General features: G+C 64.4%; 22 protein-coding genes. 12 read left to right on the forward strand and 10 right to left on the reverse strand.

The window, feature by feature from the left end; all coding sequences use genetic code 11:
- Nucleotides 1–110: 110 nt before the first annotated feature.
- On the forward strand, nt 111–1,472 hold the full coding sequence (gene xseA / locus O0882_RS17535) for an exodeoxyribonuclease VII large subunit (protein ID WP_289950033.1): 1,362 nt from the start codon (nt 111–113) through the stop codon (nt 1,470–1,472).
- 138 nt (nt 1,473–1,610) lie between these two features.
- On the opposite strand, the gene O0882_RS17540 is transcribed toward xseA, so the two are convergent.
- The 6 genes from O0882_RS17540 to O0882_RS17565 form a co-directional block, all read right to left on the reverse strand.
- Nucleotides 1,611–4,073, reverse strand: coding sequence for a TonB-dependent receptor (locus O0882_RS17540; protein WP_289950035.1), 2,463 nt, complete (start codon nt 4,071–4,073; stop codon nt 1,611–1,613).
- Between the two features lie 107 nt (nt 4,074–4,180).
- Nucleotides 4,181–5,233 carry an ATP-binding cassette domain-containing protein gene (locus O0882_RS17545; RefSeq protein ID WP_289950037.1) on the reverse strand — a complete coding sequence of 351 codons (1,053 nt, stop codon included), beginning with the start codon at nt 5,231–5,233 and terminating at the stop codon, nt 4,181–4,183.
- A 1-nt stretch (nt 5,234) separates the two neighbouring features.
- A complete protein-coding gene (locus O0882_RS17550) occupies nt 5,235–6,602 on the reverse strand; it encodes a GH1 family beta-glucosidase (protein ID WP_289950039.1) in 1,368 nt (455 codons plus the stop codon).
- 32 nt (nt 6,603–6,634) lie between these two features.
- Complete coding sequence (locus O0882_RS17555) at nt 6,635–7,453, reverse strand: carbohydrate ABC transporter permease (protein ID WP_289950041.1); 819 nt, start codon at nt 7,451–7,453, stop codon at nt 6,635–6,637.
- Nucleotides 7,450–8,439, reverse strand: a complete 990-nt coding sequence (locus O0882_RS17560; protein ID WP_289950043.1) for a sugar ABC transporter permease — start codon at nt 8,437–8,439, stop codon at nt 7,450–7,452. Before O0882_RS17560 ends, O0882_RS17555 begins: the two co-directional genes overlap by 4 nt.
- Before the next feature lie 7 nt (nt 8,440–8,446).
- Nucleotides 8,447–9,736: an extracellular solute-binding protein gene (locus O0882_RS17565; protein ID WP_289950044.1), complete on the reverse strand. Its 1,290-nt coding sequence runs from the start codon at nt 9,734–9,736 to the stop codon at nt 8,447–8,449.
- A gap of 313 nt (nt 9,737–10,049) precedes the next feature.
- On the opposite strand from O0882_RS17565, the gene O0882_RS17570 reads away from it, so the two are divergent.
- The 3 genes from O0882_RS17570 to O0882_RS17580 all read left to right on the forward strand — a co-directional run bounded on the left by O0882_RS17570 (nt 10,050) and on the right by O0882_RS17580 (nt 12,463).
- A complete protein-coding gene (locus O0882_RS17570) occupies nt 10,050–11,069 on the forward strand; it encodes a substrate-binding domain-containing protein (RefSeq protein WP_071078929.1) in 1,020 nt (339 codons plus the stop codon).
- Nucleotides 11,070–11,278: 209 nt separating this feature from the next.
- Nucleotides 11,279–11,857, forward strand: coding sequence for a superoxide dismutase [Fe] (gene sodB / locus O0882_RS17575; RefSeq protein ID WP_071078930.1), 579 nt, complete (start codon nt 11,279–11,281; stop codon nt 11,855–11,857).
- Nucleotides 11,858–12,091: 234 nt separating this feature from the next.
- Nucleotides 12,092–12,463: a lysozyme inhibitor LprI family protein gene (locus tag O0882_RS17580; RefSeq protein ID WP_289950047.1), complete on the forward strand. Its 372-nt coding sequence runs from the start codon at nt 12,092–12,094 to the stop codon at nt 12,461–12,463.
- Between the two features lie 77 nt (nt 12,464–12,540).
- Here O0882_RS17580 and O0882_RS17585 read toward each other — a convergent pair whose 3' ends face one another.
- On the reverse strand, nt 12,541–14,136 hold the full coding sequence (locus O0882_RS17585; RefSeq protein ID WP_289950048.1) for a CYTH and CHAD domain-containing protein: 1,596 nt from the start codon (nt 14,134–14,136) through the stop codon (nt 12,541–12,543).
- 120 nt (nt 14,137–14,256) lie between these two features.
- On the opposite strand from O0882_RS17585, the gene mgrA reads away from it, so the two are divergent.
- Entirely contained in the window at nt 14,257–15,297 is a 1,041-nt protein-coding gene (gene mgrA / locus O0882_RS17590) for an L-glyceraldehyde 3-phosphate reductase (protein ID WP_289950050.1), read from the forward strand.
- Between the two features lie 5 nt (nt 15,298–15,302).
- Here the strand turns inward: mgrA and O0882_RS17595 are convergent, their stop codons facing one another.
- On the reverse strand, nt 15,303–15,791 hold the full coding sequence (locus O0882_RS17595) for a DUF2244 domain-containing protein (protein ID WP_289950052.1): 489 nt from the start codon (nt 15,789–15,791) through the stop codon (nt 15,303–15,305).
- A gap of 87 nt (nt 15,792–15,878) precedes the next feature.
- Nucleotides 15,879–16,196, reverse strand: a complete 318-nt coding sequence (locus O0882_RS17600; RefSeq protein WP_289950056.1) for a hypothetical protein — start codon at nt 16,194–16,196, stop codon at nt 15,879–15,881.
- 470 nt (nt 16,197–16,666) lie between these two features.
- Here O0882_RS17600 and O0882_RS17605 point away from each other — a divergent pair, with 470 nt between their 5' ends.
- The 7 genes from O0882_RS17605 (at nt 16,667) to O0882_RS17635 (ending at nt 23,300) form a co-directional block, all read left to right on the forward strand.
- On the forward strand, nt 16,667–16,981 hold the full coding sequence (locus O0882_RS17605; protein ID WP_289950060.1) for a DUF4148 domain-containing protein: 315 nt from the start codon (nt 16,667–16,669) through the stop codon (nt 16,979–16,981).
- Nucleotides 16,982–17,115: 134 nt separating this feature from the next.
- Nucleotides 17,116–18,528, forward strand: a complete 1,413-nt coding sequence (locus O0882_RS17610; RefSeq protein WP_289950062.1) for an efflux transporter outer membrane subunit — start codon at nt 17,116–17,118, stop codon at nt 18,526–18,528.
- A 73-nt stretch (nt 18,529–18,601) separates the two neighbouring features.
- Nucleotides 18,602–19,108: a MarR family transcriptional regulator gene (locus tag O0882_RS17615; RefSeq protein WP_046682655.1), complete on the forward strand. Its 507-nt coding sequence runs from the start codon at nt 18,602–18,604 to the stop codon at nt 19,106–19,108.
- Between the two features lie 10 nt (nt 19,109–19,118).
- Nucleotides 19,119–21,257 (forward strand): FUSC family protein, encoded by a 2,139-nt coding sequence (locus O0882_RS17620; protein WP_289950064.1) that lies wholly within the window; start codon nt 19,119–19,121, stop codon nt 21,255–21,257.
- Entirely contained in the window at nt 21,247–21,447 is a 201-nt protein-coding gene (locus tag O0882_RS17625) for a DUF1656 domain-containing protein (RefSeq protein ID WP_070224633.1), read from the forward strand. Before O0882_RS17620 ends, O0882_RS17625 begins: the two co-directional genes overlap by 11 nt.
- Before the next feature lie 48 nt (nt 21,448–21,495).
- Nucleotides 21,496–22,392, forward strand: coding sequence for an efflux RND transporter periplasmic adaptor subunit (locus O0882_RS17630; RefSeq protein ID WP_289950065.1), 897 nt, complete (start codon nt 21,496–21,498; stop codon nt 22,390–22,392).
- Nucleotides 22,389–23,300: a LysR family transcriptional regulator gene (locus tag O0882_RS17635; protein WP_289950066.1), complete on the forward strand. Its 912-nt coding sequence runs from the start codon at nt 22,389–22,391 to the stop codon at nt 23,298–23,300. Before O0882_RS17630 ends, O0882_RS17635 begins: the two co-directional genes overlap by 4 nt.
- 9 nt (nt 23,301–23,309) lie before the next feature.
- Here the strand turns inward: O0882_RS17635 and O0882_RS17640 are convergent, their stop codons facing one another.
- Nucleotides 23,310–23,840: an ester cyclase gene (locus O0882_RS17640; protein ID WP_289950068.1), complete on the reverse strand. Its 531-nt coding sequence runs from the start codon at nt 23,838–23,840 to the stop codon at nt 23,310–23,312.
- Between the last annotated feature and the right edge of the window lie 77 nt (nt 23,841–23,917).

Here is a 23,917-nt window from a genome sequence, read left to right on the forward strand (position 1 = left end):
CTGCATGAAATCAAATACTTAGAAATAGAACTTGTTGTTTTGCGCGATATATGACATAAGCATGACCTCGCCGATAATATGTGGACAGCTTGCTTCTTTCCCCTTGCCTGATGATGAACGACTCCCCGACTGACAGCGGCTTTGCCGCCCCGCCCGTGCTGACCGTCAGCGCCCTGAACCAGGCCGTCGCACGCCTGCTGGAACGCTCGTTTCCCCTGACCTGGATCGCCGGCGAGATTTCCAACTTCACGCGCGCCGCCTCTGGCCACTGGTACTTCACCCTCAAGGATGACGGCGCCCAGGTGCGCGCCGTGATGTTCCGTGGCCGCGCCCAGTTTGCCGGCTTCACGCCACGCGAAGGCGACAAGGTGGAAGTGCGCGCCCTCGTCACCCTGTACGGCGCACGCGGCGATTACCAGATCAACGTGGAAGCCATCCGCCGCGCCGGCGTGGGCGCCCTGTACGAAGCGTTCCAGCGCCTGAAAGAAAAACTGGCCGCGCAGGGTCTGTTCGACCAGGAACGCAAGCGCGCCATTCCCATGTTCGCGCGCAGCATCGGCATCGTCACCAGCCCGCAGGCGGCCGCCCTGCGCGACGTCTTGATCGCGCTCAAGCGACGCGCGCCGCATGTGGGCATCATTCTGTACCCGACACCCGTGCAGGGCCAGCAGGCGCCGGAAAAAATCGCGCACGCCATCCGCACGGCATCCACAAGGGCCGAGTGCGACGTGCTGCTGGTGTGCCGTGGCGGCGGCAGCATCGAGGATTTATGGTCGTTCAACGATGAAGCTGTGGCCCATGCGATCGCCGACTGTTCCATGCCCGTGATCAGCGGCGTGGGCCACGAGACCGATTTCACCATCGCCGACTTCGCGGCCGACCTGCGCGCGGCCACTCCGACGGCGGCGGCGGAACTGGCGGCCACGCCGCGCGCCGACTGGATGGTTTCCCTGCGCGCCGACGCGACCGACCTGCGCCGCGCCATGCGCCGCCGCCTCGACGATGCGGCGCAAACGCTGGACCGCCACAGCCGCCGCCTGCTCAACCCGAAGGCGCAGTTGCAGCAGCAGCGTTTGCAGTTGCTGGCGCTGTCAACGGCCATGACGCATGCGGCGCGCGCGCCCGTGAACCAGTCACAGTACGCACTGGAACGCCTGCGTTCGCGCTGGGCCGCCTTGCGGCCCGACGTCACGGCGCCGCGCGCCCGCCTGGTGGACATGCAGCGGCGCGGCGGCGCGGCCATGGCGCAGCTGGTGACGCAGCGGCGCCACCGCCTCGACGGCCTGGCCGCGCAGCTGGAACTGCTCAACCCGCAGCGCACCCTGGAACGCGGCTACGCGATTTTGCGCGACGAAAAAGGCGCCATCGTGCGCTCGCCGGCACAGCTGCAGGCGCGCCAGAACGTCAATGTGCGCCTGGCCGAAGGCAGCGCGCAGATCGGCATCGCCAGCGTGCAAGCCACTTTGGAATAAAAAAGGCCGGGTGTCGTCACCCGGCAAAAACATGCTACTGAGAGCTGCCACATACCGTTTATGTAACCCCAGAAGCAAACCCCGGGGTCAGACCCTCAGGGTCCGACCCCAGCTCTTTTGCCGTTGGGGTTAACAACATCAGAACTTCATCGACACGCGCGCGCCAAACGTGCGCGGCGCGTTGTAGAAGGCGCCGTAGATCTGCTGCGTGGGCTGGCATGGCATGCCCACGTCCGTGCAGATTTCATTGACGTCCAGCTTGACCGCCTTGTCCGTGGCGTTCTGCACGAACGCTTCCACCGTGTAAGCCTTGTTCGCCGGCTGGAAGCGCAGGCTCAGGTCCAGCGTCGTGTAGGCTTCCTGGCGCTTGACACCCGCATGGCCCGGCACGTCGCCGTTGAAGGCCCCCGCTCCCACATACGACATGGTTTCGTAGTGCACCGAGGCGCGCGGCGTGAGCTGGCCGCCGGCGACGGCGAAATCATGCTCGTACTGGACGGTCGTGGAAAACTTCGGCGCATGCTTCATGGTGCTGCCGCCCACGTTCACCAGTGGCGCCGTTGAGCCGCAAGACTGGCCATTCGCGCGCGCCGCGTCGACGTCGCACGAGAGAAAATCGTCATACACAGCTTTCAGCCAGGTAGCGTTGCCCGTCAGGCGGTCGACCTTCGTTGGCCGCCACACCCACTCCGCTTCCAGCCCCTTGACGGTGGCGCCGGCCGCATTGAAGTTGGCCAGCACGCTGTTGACCACCTGCGATTCCAGCTTGTCCTTGTACTTCATCAGGAAGGCATCGAGGTTCAGGGTCAGTTCGCGGTTCAGCAAGTCCGACTTGAAGCCGATTTCATAACTGGTCAGCTTTTCCGGCTTGGTGGTGGCGCCGCCGTCGCCGATGGCCGGCGAATGGAAGCCCGTCGTCACGGAACCGAACAGCAAAATGTCGGGGCGCAGCTTGTACTCGATGCGGCCCAGCCAGGTGGCCTGGCCGTATTTCAGGTCGGCCGTATTGTCGCCCGGCGTATTGCCGCAGGCGGCGGCCGTGATGGCGCCGCCCGGTCCGATATTGTGCGTGTTGGCCAGGCCCGTGCCGGGCGTGACCAGCTGGCGCAGCTGGTCGGCAGTGAGCACCGTGGTGCCCAGCGGCGTATTCGCGGGCCAGTTCGGGCAAGCCCAGTTCTTGCCGCCGATGTCGAACTTATGGTCTTTCGTGTAGCGCGCACCGGCCGTCAGCTTGATCTGGTCCGTCACCTGCTGGCTGACCTGGCCGAATACAGCCTTGGATTTGAGCTGGCGGTCGCCCTGGATGAAGGACATGGCCGAGGCATACTGGCCCACGGTGGGCTGCACGAAAATCACGGCGCCGTTGGCGATATCCTGCTGCACGGCCGCCTGCGAAATCTGGCTGCGGTCGATATCGAAGCGCACCTTGTTCTTTTCATTGAAGAGGAACAGGCCGGCCACCCACTGGAACGGCGCATCGTCGTCCGAGCGCGCCTGCAGCTCGTGCGAATAGCTGTCGAACTGCGCCCAGTCGGTGCGGTTTTCCGATTTGAAGCCGGGGAACAGGCCCGCATCCGAGTCGTTGCTGTTCTGGCGCTTGTAGCGGCTCCAGCTGCCCAGGTACGTGAAGTCCAGCGCCTCCGTCGGCTTGTAATTGAGCTTGCCCTTGTAGGTCAAAATCGACTGGTCCAGCGTGCCCGGCGTATCGATCAGGGCCGAGCGCAGCTTCTCGCCCGGCTTCGGTTCGGCCGCCAGGTAGACGTTGCCGGAACCCTGGTCGAGGAAGTAGTCGGCGATGAAGGTGCCGCGCAACTGCGGCGTGAACTTCCACAACAGCGAGGCGCGCACGCCCATCTGGTCGCCGGCGCCATACTTGGCCGTGCCCGGCATGACGTTCGAGCCGCGACGGAAATCCACCGTGCCGTCATGGCTATCCTTGATGGCGGCGATGCGCAGCGCCACGTCGTCGGAAAACGGGATATTGAGCATGCCCTGCGTCTGCAAATGGCGGTAGTCGCCCACCGTGATGCCGGCCGAGCCCATGAACTTGGCCGTGCTGGGCGCGGCCGACACGAGGTTGACAGCGCCCGCCGTCGAATTGCGGCCATTCAGGGTGCCTTGCGGACCCCGTGCCACCTCGACGTGACTCAAGTCGTACATCAGCGCCGTGGCACCCTGGGGACGCGGCGAATACACGCCGTCGACATAGAAGGCGACGGCCGGGTCGCCCAGCTCCGTGTGGTTGGCCGAACCGACGCCGCGCATGTAGACGTGCACGCCGCCCGAATCGCCATGCTGCTCGACGACGAGGCTCGGCACCATGGTCGCCAGCGATGCCAGATCTTTCACTTGATTGTTTTGCAGGGTGTCCTGGTTGAAGGCGGTGACGGCCAGCGGCGTCTCCTGCACGAAGGTATTGCGGCGCGTGGCCGTGACGACGATGCGGTCCATCTGTTCGGCTGCCGGTTTTGCCGCGTCGGTGGCTGCCGTGGTGCTGACCGCTTCCTGGGCCATGGCGGCGCCGCTGCCCAGCAAGATGAACTGGGCGAAGGTCGCATGCGCCAGGCTGAGGGCGATGGTATTGCGTTTGAGCTGTTGCATTGTTGTTGTCTCCTGTACCGCTGGTTGAATGATGATCACATAGCTCTTTGGCTATTGCTGCACATTTTTTGGGTGTCAATCTGAAGTCATGTCGCCTCCGTGCGGGGTCAATGGGTGGCCACGGCGCGCCCGGCCGTGTCGAATAAAAAGGCATGGCCCTCTTCCGGCGCGAAGCCGATGGCGCTGCCCTGCGCCAGCGCGTGGCGCGCCTCGCCATGCAGCTTGATGGCCACCGCGTGCGGGCCGCCGTCGATGCGGCCGTCAAGCGTCGCGTGGATGATCTGCGCGTCGCCCAGCTGCTCGATCAGCGTGACCGTGGCGCCGTAGCCCTCATTGCGCGGCACCAGGCGCAGGTGCTCGGGGCGTATGCCGACCAGCATGCCCGCCTCGCCACCGAGCTGGCTGGCCAGTGCCGGGACGGCGGCGCACGGCAAAAAGTTCATGCGCAAGGCGCCGATGAAGCCGGCCACGAACTGGCTGGCCGGATGGCGGTACAGGTCCAAAGGCGCGCCCACCTGCTCCAGGTGGCCGCCGTGGAAAACGGCGACCCGGTCACCGAGGGTCATGGCTTCGACCTGGTCGTGCGTCACATAGATCATGGTGGTGCCCAGTTCCTGGTGCAGCTTGGCCAGCTCGATGCGCGTCTGCACGCGCAGCGAGGCGTCGAGGTTGGACAGCGGCTCGTCAAACAAAAACACCTTGGGCTGGCGCACGATGGAGCGGCCGATCGCCACGCGCTGGCGCTCGCCGCCTGACAAAGCCTTGGGTTTGCGGTCGAGCAGGTGCGTGATCTGCAAAATCTCGGCCACCTTGCCGACGGCCGCGCGCACTTCTGCCTCCGGTTTGCCCGCCAATTTGAGGGCAAAACCCATGTTCTCGCGCGCCGTCATGTGCGGATACAGGGCGTAGCTCTGGAAGACCATGGCGATGCCCCGCTCGGCCGGCGCCACGTCGTTGGCCAGCAAGTCGCCGATGCGCAGCTGGCCCGCGCTGATGTCTTCCAGTCCCGCGATCATGCGCAGCAGGGTCGACTTGCCGCAGCCGGACGGCCCGACGAAGACCATGAATTCGCCGTCATGGATATCGAGGTCCAGGCCCTTGACGATTTCCGGACCGTCGCCGTAGGTCTTGCGGATGCCGCGCAGGGAAATGGCGGCCATGTCAGTGCTCCCCGGCCAGGGCAACGGCATGGGACGCACGCTGGGCGATAATAAAATCGCGGTACCACAGGGCGCTGTCCTTGAAGCTGCGCTGCTGCGTGGCGTAATCGACGTACAGCATGCCGAAGCGCTTGGCGTAGCCCGAGTTCCACTCGAAGTTGTCCATCAGGCTCCAGTAGAAATAGCCGCGCACGTCGATGCCCTGCGCGATCACGGCGCGCAAGGCGTCCAGGTGCAGCTGCACGTATTCGATGCGCGGCGCGTCGTGGATCTTGCCGTCGACGGGCTTGTCGGCCACGGCCATGCCGTTTTCCGTGATGTAGACGGGCGGCAGGCGGTATTCGCGGTGCAGGCCCACCAGCAGCTCCGTCAAGCCCTGCGGATAGGTCTCCCAGCCCATGTCGTTGACACCGAGCTTGCATTCGGGCTTGCGCGGCGGCGTCTCTGCGCTCATGAAAGCGCGCGTGTAGTAGTTCACGCCGAGGAAATCGATGGGCTGTTTGATATCTGTGAAATCGTTTTCAAAGATGGACAAAGCAGAAGCGTCGGCGTGTTTCAGGGCCAGCGCCGGGTAGCGGCCCTTGAAGATGGCGTCCATATACCACTGCACCGAGCGCGCATATTCGAGTTCGGCCAGCTCGCGGTCCTGCGCGCTGTCGGTGGCCGGCGTGGCCGTCCACTGATTGAGCACGATGCCCAGTTTTGCCGGTACATTCGCGGCGCGCATCGCCTGCATGGCCAGGCCGTGCGACAGCAGCAAGTGGTGCGACACTTGCACGGCGGCGGCCGGATCGGCCATGCCGGGCGCGAACTGGCCCGTGCCGTGGCCCAGCACGGCCGTGCACCACGGTTCATTGTGCGTGGCGATGCTGGCGACCTGGTGCCCGAAGCGGCGCGCCACCTCGGCCGCGTAGGCGGCGAAGTGATAGCAGGTGGCGCGATTGAGCCAGCCGCCCTCGTCCTGCAAGGCTTGCGGCAAGTCCCAGTGGTACAGAGTTAAATGGGCATCGAGGCCCTTGGCGGCCAGGGCGTCGAGCAGGCGCGCATAAAAGTCGAAGCCGGCCTCGTTCCAGGCGCAGGAACCCGTCGGCTGCACCCGCGACCAGGACATGGAAAAACGGTAGGCGTTCACGCCCAGGCTGGCGATCAGCTCCACGTCCTCCGCGTAGCGGTGATAGTGGTCGCAGGCCACGTCGCCATTGCTGCCGTCGATGATCTTGCCGTCGGCATGGCTGAAGGTATCCCAGATGGACGGGCCGCGGCCGTCGATGGCGGCGGCGCCCTCGATCTGGTAGGCGCTGGTGGCCACGCCCCAGGTGAAGGTGGCGGGGAAGTTGGTGTCGATGTCGTCGTTATGCATGGTGGTCATGTCAGTGTGAGGGGTTGAGATAAATGTGTGGATCAGCCTTTGACGGCGCCCTGGGTCAGGCCTTCAATTAAACGCTTCGAGGCGACAAAAAACATCAGCAGCAGCGGCAGCACGGCGATGGCGGCACCCGTCATCAGCGCGCCCCACTCCGTGTTGTTCGGTGCCTGCATGCTGCGCAGGGCCAGCGGGATCGTGTAGTTCTCGACCGAGCGCATGACGACCAGCGGCGTAATAAAATTGTTCCACGAGTTGATGAAGGTGATCAGGCCCAGGGTGCCCATGGCGGGGCCGATCAGCGGCAGCACGACGCGCCAGTAGATGACGAATTCGCCGCAGCCATCGATGCGCGCCGCCTCGATCAAGTCCTTGGGGATCGCCGTGCCGATGTACTGGCGCATGAGGAAAATACCCAGCGCGCCGGCAGCGCCCGGCACGTACAGGGCGCGCGGCTGGTCCAGCCAGCCGAGGAAATCCATCAGCATGAAGGTGGGAATCATGTTCATGAACGACGGGATGATCATCGACGCCATCACCAGGGTGAACAGGGGCCGCTTGAAGCGGAACTCGTACATGGCGAACGCATAGCCGCCCAGCGAGCAAAAGAACAAGGTCAGCGCCGTGGTCATCAGGGCCACGTACAGGCTGATGCCGATATTGCGCCAGAACGGCAGGCGTTCCTGCAGCAGCTCGATGTTATTCAGCAGGGCCGTGCCGAACCAGCGCGGCGGCGGCAGGCTGTAGATCTCGGCGCTCGTGTGCGTGGCGAAGACGAACATGAAGTAGAACGGCGCGACCATGATCAGGGCGCCAATGGCCACCATGGCGTAGGCCGTCCAGCGGGTGGTTTTCATTTGGCCTCCCTGCGCTCGTTGCGGCTGAAGATGCGGTTATTCACCCAGGTGGTGCTGGCGATGATGAGGAACAGCAGCCAGGAAATGGCCGACGCCGTGCCGAAGTCGCCCGAGGAAAACGCCGTCTTGTAGACGAAGATGGCCGTCGTCATCACCGACTGGCTCACGCCGCTCGATTCGGCCACCAGCACGAACGGCTCCTCGAACAGCTGCAGATTGCCCATGATGGTGAGCGTGACGGCCAGGTAGATCATGGGGCGCAGCTGCGGCAGGGTGATGTACCAGAATTGCTGGCGTGTCGAGGCGCCGTCGATGGTGGCCGCCTCGTACAGATCCTTGGGAATGACCTGCAGCGCGGACAAATACAGCACCAGGTTCCAGCCCAGGTAGCGCCAGAAAATCACGAAGGCGACGGCCGGCTTGATGAACAGCGAGCTGCCCAGCCAGTCGATCGATTCCGCCGGAAACAGGCCGCCCACCAGCGGCAGGCTGGCGCACCATTGGAGCAGCACATTGATCTGCCCATAGTCGCGCGAGAACAGGGTGTTGAAGACCATGGCGATGGCCACGCTGGACGTGATGAACGGTAAAAAGTAAATGCCGATCACCAGGTTGCGCGAGCGCTTGAAGCTGTTGTGGATGAAGGCCGCCAGCGGAATGGCCACCAGGTGTTGCGGCACGCCCGAGGCCAGCGCCAGCCAGATGGTATTGCCCAGCGAGCGCAAGAACCACGGATCGCTCAGTGCATATTTGTAGTTATCCAGGCCCACCCACTGCATGGCTTCCACGCCGCTGGCCGCTTCCCACTGGTTGAACGACAGATAGATGGAAAACAGCAGCGGGAACAGGCTGAAGACGGCGAACAAAATGAAGAAGGGGCTGATGAAAATATACGGCGCCCACTGCTTCATGTTGAAGCGCTTTCTGGCGGGCCGCGCCGCAGCAGCAGCGGGCGCGCCCTCGGTACAAGGCATGGAGGTAGTCATGCTGCTCCTAGCGCCGCGCGCGGTGGGTGATCAGGGCCTTGGCGTCGGCCAGCGCCGTCTTGATGTCCTTGTTTTGCGCCAGCACGCTTTCCAGTTCCATGTTGACGATGTCGCGCGCCACGGCGTCGAACTTGTCAACGCGGATGACGGGAATCTTCGCCGCCGTGTCGCGCGCCAGCAGGCGCGTCTTCTGGCCGCCGAAATACGCTTGCGGCTCGTCCATCATCGGGTCCGCATACGCCGCCTTGAGGGCCGGGAAGGCGCCGATCTCTTTCAGGGAGTGCAGCTGGATATCCTTGTTCACGGTCATGAACTTGATGAATTCCCAGGCCTGGGTTTTATTCGCCGCTTTTTTCGGGATGCCGTAAAAGGAGCCGCCATACGACGCCAGCGCGCCGGCCGGCAGGGTCGCCGCTCGCCACTGGCCGGCGGAAGCCGGCGCCAGCCACTTGGCCAGGTGGCCGCTGAGCCACGATCCCATCATCTGGCTGGCCACCTTGTCGCGTTTGAAGCCTTCGGCCCACTCGCCCGTCCAGGCCACGGTGCGCGCGTCGATGCCCGCCACGCGCGCCGCCTTGGCCAGTTCGAAGGCTTTCACGAAACGGGGCGAGTCGACCAGCACCTGGCCCTTGTCGCCGAAGTAAATGCCTTCGCCATCTTTCAGATTGGCGCGTATATAAATGTCGGCCAGGTCGCTGGCGCCGGCCAGCAGATAGGTGCCCGTGGCGGCCTTGAGCTTCTTGCCGGCGGCGATATACGACTCCCACGAGGCCGTCAAATCGCTTTCCTTGATGCCCGCCTTGTCCATCAAGTCCTTGCGATAAAACAGGGTGCCCGGCCCCAGGTCGGCCGGCATGGCGCCCAGGGTGCCGCGCGAACTGGTCGCCTGCACGAAGGTGAACGGCACGAACTGGGCACGGTACTGCCCTGCCCCGTACGGTGGCTGCAGCAAATCTTCCATGCCCTTCGATTCGGCGAAGCTGCCGACATAGCGGAAGTCGATGGCCATCACGTCGGGCAGGCGCGCGCCGGCCGCCAGCGCCGTCGTCATCGAGTTGTGGTGGTCGTCGATCTGCAGGCTGACCAGCTTGACCTTCACTTGCGGGTACAGCTTTTCCCACAGGGGCAAGGCCGTCTTGACGGCGCGGTCCAGGTCGGGGAACGAGGCGACAGTGATGGTCGCCGGTGCCAGCGCCGGCAGGACGGCGGCCGGCGGGACGGCTGCGGGCGCGGCGGCCACACCAAAGGCCAGGGTCAGCGCGGCCAGAGGGGCGGCGCCAAGAATGCTTGACTTCATTATTTCATCTCCGTTTATTGAGCGTCTTCTATCTTGAAAACGTTTTCACAACATGCGTCCATTTAACACCGCAAAGAAAATCAAGTCAACCGAAAAAGTTGTCATTTTTATTGAGGGCAGCGTGGCAAGCTGCATGCCGTGGCGCGTGTTCTCCTATGAAAAAGCGCAAAAATTCGTCATGTGAGCTGCCGTTGTTTTTTGTGAAAACGTTTTCAAGCGCCGACCCACGGCCCTTTGACCATTTATGGTAATCTTTCACTGAAAAGGTTTTCAGAGCACTGACAACCAGCCATCTTGATACCCAGGAATCACCTTGAACGATAGCGCCCACGCTGCTCCCCCCTCCACCCTGCTCGACGTGGCCCGCCAGGCCGGCGTGTCGCCCAGCACCGTCTCGCGCATCCTGAATGGCACGGCCAGAGTGTCCGACGACAAGCGCGACGCCGTGCTGGCGGCGATTGCGCATATGAAATTTGCGCCGAACCAGATGGCGCAGGGCTTGAAAAAGGGACGCTCGATGACCATCGGCATCGTGGTGCAGGATATTTCCAGCCCTTTCTTCGACGAAAGCCTGCGCGGCGTGGACGACGGCTTGAAAGACACGGGCTACGCGTCCGTGATCGTCAGCGGACACTGGAATGCGCAGGAAGAGGCCGACCGCATCCGCCTGTTGCTGGCGCGGAAGGTCGACGGCATCATCCTGCTGTCCGGGCGCATCTCAGACCAGAGCGTGCTCGATTTCTCGCAGCAGCGGCCCATCGTCTCGACGGGCCGCCTGCTGGCGACGAAAAGCGCCATCGGCTTCAAGCTCGACAACGAATACGGCGCCTACCTGGCCGTGCGCCACCTGGTGGAATTGGGCCACCGCCGCATCGCGTTTGTCTCCGGCCCCGCCAACAACACGGATGCGGCCGAACGGCTGACGGGCTACCAGCGCGCGCTGCGCGAAGCGGACATCGCCATCGATCCGAAGCTGATGGTGGAAGGCGATTTCCACGAAGCAAGCGGGATGCTGGCCATGAACCACTTGTTTGATACGCAGCAGCAATTCAGCGCCGTCTTCGCCGCCAACGACCTGTCCGCCTACGGCGTACGCCTGTGCCTGTACCGCAAGGGCATCCGCGTGCCCGACGACATCTCGCTCGTCGGTTTCGATGACTTGCCTGGCTCGTCCTACACGACGCCGCCGCTGACGACCATCCACCAGCCGCTGTACGACATCGGCCGCATCGCCACCGAAGCGCTGCTGGGACTGATCAATGGCGAAGCCGTGCAGGCGGCCATTCCGCCGCTGGAACTGATCGTCAGGGAAACCACGCGCCGCATCCGCTAGGGCTGGCGGACGGGCGCACGGCGCCCGGTTCAAGCTGAACGAGAATCACTACGCCAACGGCATCCACGACGCGTGTGGGAATCTGCAGCAATGGCGCATCCGCTTTACAATAGTGGCTCGTTCAGCAAGAATGCTTGGTTCAAGCACGCAGGCTCAACCCTCCGGCCTGGGCCGGAAGACTCCGAACACTCACCATAAAGGGACATCACATGGAACATACTCTGCCACCACTGCCGTATGAAATGGACGCTCTGGCGCCGCATATTTCGAAAGAAACCCTGGAATACCACTATGCCAAGCATCACCAGGCGTATGTCACCAACTTGAACAACCTGATCAAGGGTACCGAGTTCGAGAATCTGTCGCTGGAAGAGATCATCAAGAAATCGTCGGGCGGCATCTTCAACAATGCGGCGCAAGTATGGAACCACACCTTCTACTGGAACGGCATGAAGCCGGCCGGCGGTGGCGCTCCTACCGGTGCCGTGGCTGACGCGATCAACGCCAAATGGTCGTCGTTCGACAAGTTCAAGGAAGAATTCACCAAGTCGTGCGTGGGCAACTTCGGTTCAGGCTGGACCTGGCTGGTGCAAAAAGCCGACGGTTCCGTCGACATCGTCAACACCTCGAACGCCGGCTGCCCGCTGACCACCGGCGACAAGCCACTGCTGACCTGCGACGTCTGGGAACACGCCTACTACATCGACTACCGCAACCTGCGCGCCAAGTACGTGGAAACGTTCTGGGGCCTGGTCAACTGGGAATTCGTTGCCAAGAACTTCGCGTAAGCGGTTCCTGACAACGTAAACCGGACGTGTCCGCGGCCTGCGCCGCAGTGACGTGTACTGGAAAGAAGCCTGCGCTTGCGAGCGCGGGCTTTTTTATGTCCACGCAGAAAGTACATGCAGGCGGCACACACTGGTCAAACGAACAAGATCAGCATGCGGAATATTGTAAGATGCGCAAGCGCACGCCCGTGCTCGCCGGCAAGCCTCGCCGCCATCCCTTGATGAAAGAAAACAATGAAAAAATTCATGCTTGCCCTGCTCGTCCTTGCCTCCGGTTCCGCCTTCGCCAACTCGGCCTGCGACACGCCGCGCAACGACTTCGACGGCCTGTATTGCCTGAACAAGGTGTACCAGGAAGCGGACAAGGAACTCAACGCCAACTACAAGAAGCTGAGCTCCCAGCTCGATGCCAGCGGCAAGCAAAAGCTGAAATCGGGCCAGTTGGCGTGGATCAGCAACCGCAACAAGAGCTGTTCCAAACGCGAAGCATCGGACTTCTATGTCAACCTCGATTGCGCCACCCAGACCACCATCGAACGCGCGCAATTCCTGCAAGACCGCGTGCGCGAATGCGTCAGTGCCGGCTGCCAGAACAGCAAACTGTGAGCTGAAGCTGCGCTGGCGCAAACGCGAGCGGGCGGCAGGCGCCCGTCCTGACGGCTCCGAGTTCTTCCGTGTTGCGCTCAAGCCGGCAAACGGGCCGCCTTGAAGCGCCGCCAGGCCTTGTGCATGCGCCCATCCTTGCCCTGCGCCTGCGCGCGCGCCGCCAGATAGCCGCGGATGAAGGCCGCGTGCAGCCGCAGCCCATCCTGGGCGAACTGGTCAGCCTGGTCGGCCTGGACATCCGGCAATTGCAGCAGCAGCCGGTCGGCCACCTGCACATCGTTGAGCCAGCCCAATTCATCCTGCAGGGCCGACAAGCGCCCCACATACGGTTGCACGGTGCGCGTGGCAAACAGCGAGGCAAAAAATTCCGTCGCGTAACGCGTCTTCTTGGCCGCGATGCGCACCTGGTGGCGCTGCTGCGGCGAAGCATGCAGCAGGCGCTTGCCGCGCTTCATCAGGCGGCGCTGGTCCTTGCGCACGGTAGCATGGGCAAACGGGGAAACGTGCGCGTCCAGCCGCCGCACCTGGCGCGCGGAACAGCTGTCGCGCCAGGCGCGCGCCTGCAGCCAGCGCTGCAAGCCCAGCATGCAAGCCGTGCAGCGCGCCGAGGTGACGGCCTGGGCGGCCTCTACATGCTTGAGCCGCGCCTGCGCGTGCGCTGCCTGCGCCAGCGCTGCCGCATCCGCTTGCGCCTCGCCATCGAGTTGCGCCAGGGTATTGCCAGCCAACACATCCCAGTCGCGTGCCTCGCCCAGCGCGCCGCCCAGCCAGTCGAGTTCGCTCTTCAAGGCGTCCGGCAGCACCAGCAGGGACTTGAACATGCCCAGCGCCGAGCGCAGGCGCCGCAAGCCCACGCGCATCTGGTGCACGCTCTCCACATCCGCGCCCGCCGCCACGCCATCCTGGTTGCCGCTGACCTGCTCCAGGCAATTGCCGGCGATGGCCAGGAACGCTTGCTCCACCGACATCGCCCCGTCCAGCGCCAGTGGCTGGGCCTTGACGGCGCGCAAGGGTTGCTGCGCGACCAGGCGGTAACCGCGTTCAGCCTTGCTCATGTGGCCCAGCTGCAGCGGCACCTCTTGCAGCAGCGCCAGCGCCACGTCGAACAGGCTGGCGGCCTGCCCTTGCTTCAACTCCAGCTCGATCTCGCTGACGGCCACGCTGTATCCCTCACCATCGACACCATTGGCACCATCGGCACCGTCCACACCGCTTTCAATGACACCCTGGTCCAGCACGCATTCGATCTCGTCGCCCTGCGGCGTACGCAGCTGCCAGACGGTGCGCTCGATGCGCGTGGTAAACACGGGCCGCAAGGCGTCGCGGATGGCATCCTGACGCAGCAGCGTGCGGATGGGCTGCTTGCGGCCGATGGCAGAGTCGAGCGCGGCGAGGTCCGGTTGCGGCCCGGGCACCTCGCCCTCCCATTCGTGGCGGCTGTGCAAGCCGCCGCTGACCGTGCCGCCCGCCTTCAGGGTTTGCACCCAGCGCCCGTCCACCTGGCGCACGCGCAAGCCCGCCTGATGGCGGCACAGCTGCAAATCGGGCGTATCGACATAGATATCGTGCATCTGCAGCACCAGTGGCCCTGGCGCGGACTGCGCCAGCAACGGGTGTGCGCGCAGGCGGGGCGCGTCTTCCGGTGCCAGCGACAATTTCAATTCGATTTCCATGACCGCTCCTTGCGAGATTCCTCAACGCCTATTGTAAAGCGCGTCCCGTCGCGCGCAAGGCGCATGCACGGACACCTTGATTTTGCGCCAAAATAGGCGATTCATTGACAAGGAGATGCCATGACCTACCACGCCGCCGAGAACCGCTACGACAGCATGCCATACCGTACCTGCGGGCGCAGCGGGTTGAAACTGCCGTTGCTGTCGCTGGGACTGTGGCACAACTTTGGCGACAGCAACCATCTGGCTTCGCAGCGCGACATGCTGCGCACGGCGTTTGACCTGGGCATCACGCACTTCGACCTGGCAAATAACTACGGCCCGCCGTATGGCAGCGCGGAAAGCAATTTCGGCAAGCTGCTGCGCGACGATTTTTTACCGTACCGCGATGAACTGATCATTTCCACCAAGGCGGGCTGGGACATGTGGCCCGGTCCGTACGGCCAGGGCGGCGGTTCGCGCAAATACGTGCTGGCCAGCCTGGACCAGAGCTTGCAGCGCCTGGGCCTCGACTATGTCGACATCTTTTACTCGCACCGCTACGATGCCGACACGCCGCTGGAAGAAACCATGGGCGCGCTGGCCACCGCCGTGCAGCAGGGCAAGGCGCTGTACGTGGGCCTGTCGTCGTATTCGCCGCAAAAAACGGCCGAGGCGGCCGCCCTGCTGAAAGAGTGGAAAGTGCCGTGTTTGATCCACCAGCCGGCCTACAACATGCTCAACCGCTGGATCGAGGAAGACGGCTTGCTCGACACCCTGCAAGAGCAAGGCATGGGCTGCATCACGTTCACGGCGCTGGCGCAGGGGCTGCTCAGCGACAAATACCTGGACGGCGTGCCGCAGAATGCGCGCGTCAACCGCCCTGGCGGCGGTTCGCTGACACAACAGCACCTGAGCGCGGAAAACCTGGCCCGCGTGCGCGCGCTGAACCAGATCGCCGCGCAGCGGGGCCAGACGCTGGCGCAGATGGCGCTGGCCTGGGTGCTGCGCGATCCCCGCGTCACGTCGACCCTGATCGGCGCGAGCAGCAGCGCGCAAATCCGCGAAAACGTGGCCGCGCTGCAGCAATTGTCGTTCACGGCCGACGAGCTGGCCGCCATCGACGTACAGGCGCGCGAAGGCCATATCAATCTGTGGGAAGGCCCGTCGCGGGCCGTGTAAGGCGATTACGGTGGCGCTGGCGACGACATTGGCGGTGGCAGCAGGGCCAGCAGTTCCTGCGCCACCTGCCGGCGCCGTTCGGGCGTGGCGTACACGCCCACGTCCACCTGCGCCCCACCAGCACCGGTATCGTTGATATGTATCAACTGGCGCGGCCATTGCGGCACATCGATGCGCGTGCGCCACGGCGAAAAGTGGTGGCGCCGGCAGTGGCCGGCGCTGACCTGTTCGATGATCAGCTCGCCGTCGCGCAGGGCGATGTGCTCATAGTCGCGCGCATGGCGCAGGTAATGCAGCAGGGCGATGGCCACGAGGCCCAGTTCGGCGAACGAAAAGACGGGAATGGTCCAGATGCCGCGCAGCGCAAAGGCGGCGGCAATCGTCAGGGAAAACAGGCATAGCAAGCCATAGGCGCGCAGCAACTGGCGCGCCGTCAAGGCACTGTGGCGCGCGAGCAGCCATTGCGGCTGCTCGCGCGAGTGATCGCGTGGCATGATGCCTCCCGCACTCTCTCCCCATCACCGCGGCGGCCTTCGCCGCCGCCAGGTTCAGCCAAGTCGTTCAGCCAGCTTGCGCCCGACTCAATCGCCCATGCGCACCAGCGCATGGCCCACATGCTGCCACCAATGATCGCGCGACTTGACCTGCTTCAGGCAAGACGTGTCGATTTCCGCAGGAAACACGCGATCCTGACACGCCTTCGTAGCCAGCGCATAGCGCTGGTTTTCCGCCGCCGCCAGGGCCACGACGAGCCAGAACGCCAGCGCCAGCAACATCACCAGCACACTCCAGGCCAGGTGATTGGTGTTACTTTTTTCGCCAAAAAACTCGCGCGGCCGCGTCTCGCGGTACATCGACATCACGTCTTTTTCTTTCTCTTCCGACATCTGCGTTTGCATCCTCTGACATCCTATCCTGTGCCGGCCGGCTGGCCATGGCGGCACGCACGCCGCCTTGCCTGCATTTTACGCTGATGGCGCAGGAGGGACAGTAATTCGTCGCAGCAATTCCCCCTCGCCCTCCTCTGCCGGCGGTACGGGCGCCAGGCGCGTCACATGATCGATGTCGATGTCGCGGCCATCCTGGCTGACTCCCTTGCATAAAAAACCAGCTTACTCCCCTGCCCTGGCCAGCGGCGCACGCCTGCACGGCATTTGCCACAGGGAAAATGCGGCATCGCACAAATATTTTCAGAAATTACTTCACAAATGTACTATTCATTGCTATAGTTAATTCAAGTAAGCATCTTCTCATCCAGAAATTGCTTCATCGGCGGCACGGCGCCCACCAGCGCCTTGCCACCGAACCGACCGGTACGTGGCGAGCCGGCCCATCCACCCAGCCATCATGCACATTTTGGAGTCTTATCATGCAAGCCAAATCACTCATCGCAGCATTGTTTGCCATCACTACCGCCACCTCGGCTTTTGCCCAAAGCGCCGCGCCTGCCACCAGCCAGCAACTCACGCGCGAGCAGGTCACGGCCGAATACGTCCGTGCCCGCAACGCCGGCGAAATCGCCACCAGCGAAGTCGACTACCCGAAAATGCCGGCCACCGCCGCCAGCCAGGTGACACGCGAACAAGTCATGGCCGAGTTCTACGCCGCCCGCAAGGCTGGCCTGATTCCGCAAACGGAAGCGGACTTTGATGTCGCGCAAACGACCAGGCACGTCGTAAAATAAGAAACCAGTCAGCCGGTTTCAGTCACAGTAATACACCTCAGTTGCGGCGCAGCACTCGGGCCACTCCCGAAGCTCCCGCGGCGAGCTGTGATACCCAGCAGCACCCCCAACACTATCTCTCCCGGAGTCCCTGCATGTCTCTGCACCGCCGTTTGCTTGCCGCCAGCCTGACCCTTGCCTTGAGCGCTTGCGCCGACATGGGCCATATCGCGCCGCAATCGGCCATGCTCGACGCCAACAAGCTGCAAGCGAGCCAGGCCATGGATGCCGCCGCCAGCGCCGCCATCCAATGGCCGCGCGCGCAATGGTGGCAAGACTTGCACGACCCCCAATTGAACCGTTTGATGGACCAGGCGCTGGCCGACAGCCCCACCCTGCGCGGCGCCCAGGCGCGCGTGCGCCAGGCCGAAGCGCTGGCCGGTGCGGCGGAAGACAAGACCCGCCCGCAGGCCGATGCGAATGTCTCCATCAACCGCGAACTGTATTCGCAGCATGGCAGCACGCCGGCGCCGCTGGCCGGCAATTACGCCTGGCGCAACCAGGCCACCGTCACGGCGTCGTACGACCTGGACCTGTGGGGCCGCAACCGCGCCGCCCTGTCCGCCGCCCTGGGCGACGTGCAACTGGCGTCGGCCGAATCGCAGATGGCCCGCCTGGCCCTGGAAACGGCGCTGGTGCGCACCTACATCCAGCTATCGTATGAATTCCAGCTGCAGGACGTGATCGAACGCAGCCTGGCGCAGCGCGCGCGCATCCTCGACATCACGCGCCAGCGCAAGGCGGCCGGCATCGGCACCGATATTGACGTGGCGCAGATCGAAACCACCCTGCCGGCGGGACGCCGTCAGCTGGAACAGTCGGCCGAATCGCTGGCCCTGCTGCGCAACCAGCTGGCGGCCCTGGCGGGCAAGGGTCCGGCCGCCGGCGCGGCGCTCACGCGCCCCGTGCTGCGCCTGGACCAGCCGCTGGCCATTCCCTCCGCCCTGCCGGCCGACCTGATCGGCCGCCGCCCCGACATCGCCGCCCAGCGCTGGAGAGTCGAAGCTGCGGCGCAGCGCATCGACGCTGCCAAAGCCGAGTTCTACCCGAACGTCAACCTGGTGGCCTTTGCCGGCTTCCAGGCCTTCGGTTTCAGTCACTTTCTGGACGCCAACTCGGACATCCGCGGCATCTCGCCCGCGCTGAGCCTGCCCATCTTTGCGGGCGCCCGCCTGCGCGCCCAGCTGGGCAGCCAGACGGCCGTGTACGACGGCGCCGTGGAACAGTACAACGCCACCGTCATCAACGCCATGTCGGACGTGGCCAACGCCGTCACCCGTGCCCAGTCGCTGGCAAAGCAGCACCAGCTGACCGTGCAGGCGCTGGCCACGGCACAGCGCGCGCGCGACCTGGCGGAAAAGGCCTACAAGGCGGGCATGAGCGACGCCATCGCCATGCTCAACACGCAGGTGGCGCTGCTGGCGGAAGAACAGCAGCAGGCGCAAAATGGAGCGCGCGAACTGGATCTGTACGTTTCCTTGATGAATGCACTGGGAGGCGGGATCTAAGCTTGCAATCCTGGTATTGCACTAGCTCAACAAGATACAATCGGAACTTTATTCACACATGAAGGAATATGACATGACCGCTTTTGACGCCACCTCCAAGCGGCTGCAAAACATCCGCACGCGCATGCCAGGCTTCCCCATGGAACTGATGCGCCTGTTGCGCATGACGTACCACATTCAAAAAGGCATGAAGGACTTGACCAATGCCGCGCTGAAAAAGCACGACCTGGTCGATGCCAGCTACATGGTGCTCGCCGTGCTGTACGGCACGGATGACGAAACCTCGAACGCCTGCACCCTGGGCATGGCGTGCCATGAAAAGCCGGCCAACCTGACGCGCGTGTGCAACGACCTCGAAACGCGCGGCCTGATCCACCGCGGCACGCGTCCCGGCGACCGCCGCTCGGTGATGATTTCGCTGACCGACAAGGGCCGCGCGCTGATCGAAACGGCGCTGCCCGACGTGTACCAGGAAACCTCGGCCCTGTACGAGGGTTTTACGGAAGAAGAGCTGCAAGTGCTCGACAAGCTGTACATGCGCCAGCTGCGCAACCTGAATAATCTCAACAACCAGAACTGATAGCCTATCGATGACGCCAGCCACAACACCTACATATGGCCCCCTGAGCCGGGCGGCCCACTGGCTGGCGCTGGCGCTGCAGGACTGGCGCACGACGGAAGGCGAACGCTGGATCTACGTCGGCAAAACCCTGATCGCCGCGTTCTGCGCGCTGTGGCTGGCCTACCGCCTGGGACTCGATTCGCCCAGCACGGCGATGACCACCACCATCATCCTGGCCCTGCCCAGCAGCGGCATGGTGCTGGAAAAAAGCTTTTACCGCCTGTGCGGCACCCTGCTGGGCTGCCTGGCCGCGCTGACCCTGATCGGCCTGTTCCCGCAGCAGCCCGTACTGCTGTTCGCCGGCCTGGCCCTGTGGGTGGGCCTGTGCACGAGCGGATCGGCCCTGCACCGCAATGCCCAGTCGTATGTGTACGTGCTGGCCGGCTACACGGCCTGCATGATCGTGTTGCCCGCCATCGAGCAACCGATGCAGGTGTTCTCGCTGGCCGTCACGCGCGTGGCCGAAGTCGGCCTGGGCATCATCTGCTCGGCCGTCGTCTCCAGCGTGCTGCTGCCGCGTCACCAGGGCACCCAGGTGATGCGCACGGTGCAGGCGCGCTATGGCAAGTTCCTCACCTTTTGCCAGGACGTGCTGCAGCAAAAGCTCACGCCGGCGCAGGTGGAATTGACGCATTTGCAGTTTGCCGCCGACGTGGCGGCGCTGGAACTGGGCCGCTCGGCCGCGCTGTTCGAAGTGACCAGCAAAGTGGGTCACGTGCGTGCGCAAAACCGCAAGCTGCACGCCTTCAACGCCACCTTCATGACGGCGCTGACCACCTTCTATACCTTTCACCGCCTGTTCGACCGCCTGCAGCGCGATGGCGAAACCCAGGTCATGCAGGCGTGCGCGCCCCTGTACGCCATCGTCGCCGAGGCGCTGCAAGCGACGCCTTCGCAAGACTCGCTCGATACCATGCAGCGGCATCTGCAAACGGCGCTGACGCAGGCGCGCACAGATATGGAAGCGGCTCCAGTCGCGCATGCGCAGCGCATCGACTTCGACACCGTGTGCGAGTTGCTGGAACGCTTCGCGCGCGACATGAGCCGCTTTCACGAAGTGTATTTCAGCCTCGTCCATGACACGCCGCTCGATGTCAGCACGCCGCAGGCGTATGCGCCGAAGACGCCGCCCGCGCTGGTCATCGCCAGCGGCGCGCGCGCGGCCATCAGCCTGGCCCTGCTGGCGCTGGGCGCCTATTTCCTCGCCTGGCCCTACGCCAGCACGGCGATGCTGATGGCGGCCGTGTTCTGCGCGCTGGCCTCGTCCTCGCCGCGCCCCATCATGATGATCCGGCAAGTGCTGACAGGCTTTCTGATCGCCATGCCGCTATCGCTCGTCTGCGTGTACTTCGTGCTGCTGCACGGCGACGGCTTCCCCATGCTGGTACTCAGTTTCACCCCCTTCCTCGCCGTCGGCCTGTACCTGATGACCAATCCCGCCAAGCTGGGCGTGGGCCTGGGCGTGTCGACCTTCATCACGCAGATGGCGCCGCTGAACGTCATGCGCGTCGATGGCGCGGCGTTCCTGAACACGGGCATGGCGCTGATCATCGGCCTGATGCTGGCCGCCCTCGTGTTTGCCGTGCTGCTGCCCGAGCACACGATGGGCCACAAGGACCACATCGGCCGCGCCCTGTGGCGCGAAGCGCTGCATGCGTGCACGGCGCCCGCGCGAAGAGTCAAGCACCGATTCGACAACCGCGTGCGCGACCTCCTCAGCCAGCTCAATGCGGCGGCAGGACCGGCGCCGGGCGTGGCCACGCGCGCCGTCGTGCGCCAGGCCTTGACCCTGCTGGAAATCGGCCACTCGGTGATCGAACTGCGCGAACTGATCGCCAGCGCCCAGCCCAGCCCTGCGCGTGACGCCCTGCAGCGCTGCGTGGACAGCATCGCCGCCTGGCTGCGCACGCGCGGCGACGCGCAACTGCAGGGGGCGCTGGCCGCCACCCTGCAGGCGGGCGCCGTGGTGCGCTCCGCCCAAGCCGCCCGCGACACGCTGCCGGAACGGGACGTGCGCCTGCAGACCGCACTGGTCGACCTGCATTCGATCTACACCTCATTACTCGACCATATGGCGCCTGGCGCCGGAGACCACCATGCCACGTGAATTCGCCCTGTTCGGAATCCTGATTCCTACCCTGCTGCCCCTGTTCATCCTCAGCATCGGCCTGCAAACCCTGCTCGACCGCGTGCTGGGCTGGCTGGGTGTGTACCGCATGGTGTGGCATCCGTCGCTGGCGCGGCTGTGCATCTTCATCGCCATCTTCGGCGCACTGGCTTTATCGCTGTACAAATAACCTTCGAATAAAAAGAATGTTCAACTCAATCAAGGAAAAGCTGCCGACATGGTAAACAAACTGACCCGCTATGCCATCACCTTGCTGCTACTGGCCGCAGCCCTGTGGATAGGCAAGACCGTCTGGGACCGCTACATGGAGTCGCCGTGGACGCGCGACGGCCGCATCAAGGCCGATATCGTCAACATCAGCGCCGACGTGGCCGGCACCGTCACGGACGTGCTGGTGCGCGACAACCAGGTGGTGCAAAAAGGCGACGTGCTGTTCGTCGTCGACAAGGAACGCTATGCCAGCGCGCTGGCGCAGGCCGACGCCGTGCTGGCCACGCAAAAAACGGAAATGGGCCGCCGCGGCAAGGAAGCGCAGCGCCGCGCCAGTCTCGACGCCAGCATCATCTCGACGGAAAGCCGCGAAAGCGCCGCCTTTGCCGCCAGCTCGGCCTCGTCGCAAGTGCAGGCCGCCGTGGCCGCGCGCGCGCTGGCCCAGTTGAACCTGGAACGCACCACCGTGCGTGCGCCCGTCAGCGGCTACGTGACGAACCTGAACGTGCACAAGGGCGATTTCGCCGCCGTCGGCGCCCCCAAGCTGGCCGTCATCGACAGCGCCTCGTACTACGTCGTCGGCTACTTCGAAGAGACCAAGCTGGGCATGCTGGCGCAGGACGACAAGGCGGAAATGAATCTGATGAGCGGCGGCACCCTGCATGGCCACATCGAGAGCATCGCGCGCGGCATCACCGACCGCGACGCCGCCACGGGCCGTGAATTGCTGGCCGACGTCAATCCCACCTTCAACTGGGTGCGCCTGGCGCAGCGCGTGCCCGTGCGCATCCACATCGACGAGCAAGACAGGAACCAGGTCCTGGTGGCCGGCACCACCTGCACCGTGGTGATCACACCCCACTCGGCACCCGCGCCCAAGCCTGCTGCGGCACACCCCGCATGAGTCGCGGCGGCGGCGCCGGGCGCCTGGCGGAAATCGCCCTGTTCCTCGACGCTGCGGCGCTGGGCAGCTTTTCCGCGGCCGGCCGCAAGCACGGCCTGTCGCCGGCCGCCGCCAGCGCCGCCATCGCGCGCCTGGAAACGGCGCTGGGCGCCACGCTGTTCGAACGCACCACGCGCCAGTTGCGCTTGACGCAAGAGGGTTTGCACTACCGCCAGTACAGCGAACAGGCGCTGGACTTGCTGGCGCAGGCGGAAGACGGCTTGCATGCGGGCGGCGGCGTGCGCGGCCAGGTGCGCATCTCGGCGCCGTCCAACATCGGCCGCCAGCTGCTGCTGCCCATGCTCGACCGCTTTGCCGCGCTGCACCCGCAGCTGCGCCATGCGCTGACCCTGACGGACGCCACGGCCAATCTGGTGCAGGACGACGTCGACCTGGCCATCCGCTACGGCGAACTGCCAGACAGCGACATGGTGGCGCGCCTGCTGCACCCTGGCCGGCGCGTCGTGTGCGTATCTCCCGCGCTGGCCGCCAGGGTGGGCTTGCCGGCCACGCCGCGCGACCTGGCGTCGCTGCCGACGCTGGTGCTGACGGCGGGCGACGGCGCGCCGCAGGAATGGCGCTACCGCGAAAACGGCAAGCGCCACAGCCTGCGCCTGCAAGGGGCCTGGCACAGCAACGACGGGGAAATCCTGCGCCGCTGGGCCGTGGCCGGCCATGGCTATGCCTACAAATCCCTGCTCGACATCGGCGACGACCTGCGCGCAGGGCGCTTGCAGACGGTGCTCGACGAATATTTTGCCGACAGCGTCCCCTTGCACCTGCTGTATCGGCGCAGCCGCTTCCAGCCACCGCGCGTCGCCCTGCTGGCCGACTTCCTGCTGCGGCAATTCGCCGCGCTGCAAGCCTGACGGCCGCCCTTACTGCGGCAGCACGCCCAGCTGGCGCAAGAGGGTCAGGTTGTCTTCCAGGTGCCAGTTGTCGCTGATGCGCCCCTGCGCGTCGACCTGGTACAGATCAAACGCGTAAAAGTCGATGGCTTGTCCCTGGCCGCGCAGCTCGCCCTGCGGCGTAGGGAAGACGCCCGTGAAGCGGCCCGTGAAATGCAGGCGCAGGGTCACCCGGCTTCCTGCCACCAGCATCTCCTCGATGGCCACCTGCAAGTCCGGCACGGCCGCGTGAAACACTTGCGACGCCTGCAGCGGACCGGCCAATCCCTGCGGACGGCCGGCGGGCAGGGTGCGGTCAATAAAATCGTCGGCCAGCGCCAGGCGCGCCAGGGCCGGATCGCCGCTCTGCCAGAACGCGGCATAGCGGCGCGCCGCCAGCGCCACCGTGTCGGTGACGGCGGCACCGGCAAGGTGGGCCGGCGTGGGCAGGTTGGCGGCGGCATGGGCTGGCGCGGCGGCCAGCAGCGACAGGGCCAGGATGGCGGGAGCAAGGGTCGGCATGATAAATCCAGGTTGGTTGATCGGTGTGCAGTTGGCACCCCGCCATTCTGGATTTAATCACCCTATTTGATAATTAG

Source organism: Janthinobacterium sp. SUN073 (genome assembly GCF_030397665.1).
Lineage (GTDB): Bacteria > Pseudomonadota > Gammaproteobacteria > Burkholderiales > Burkholderiaceae_D > Janthinobacterium.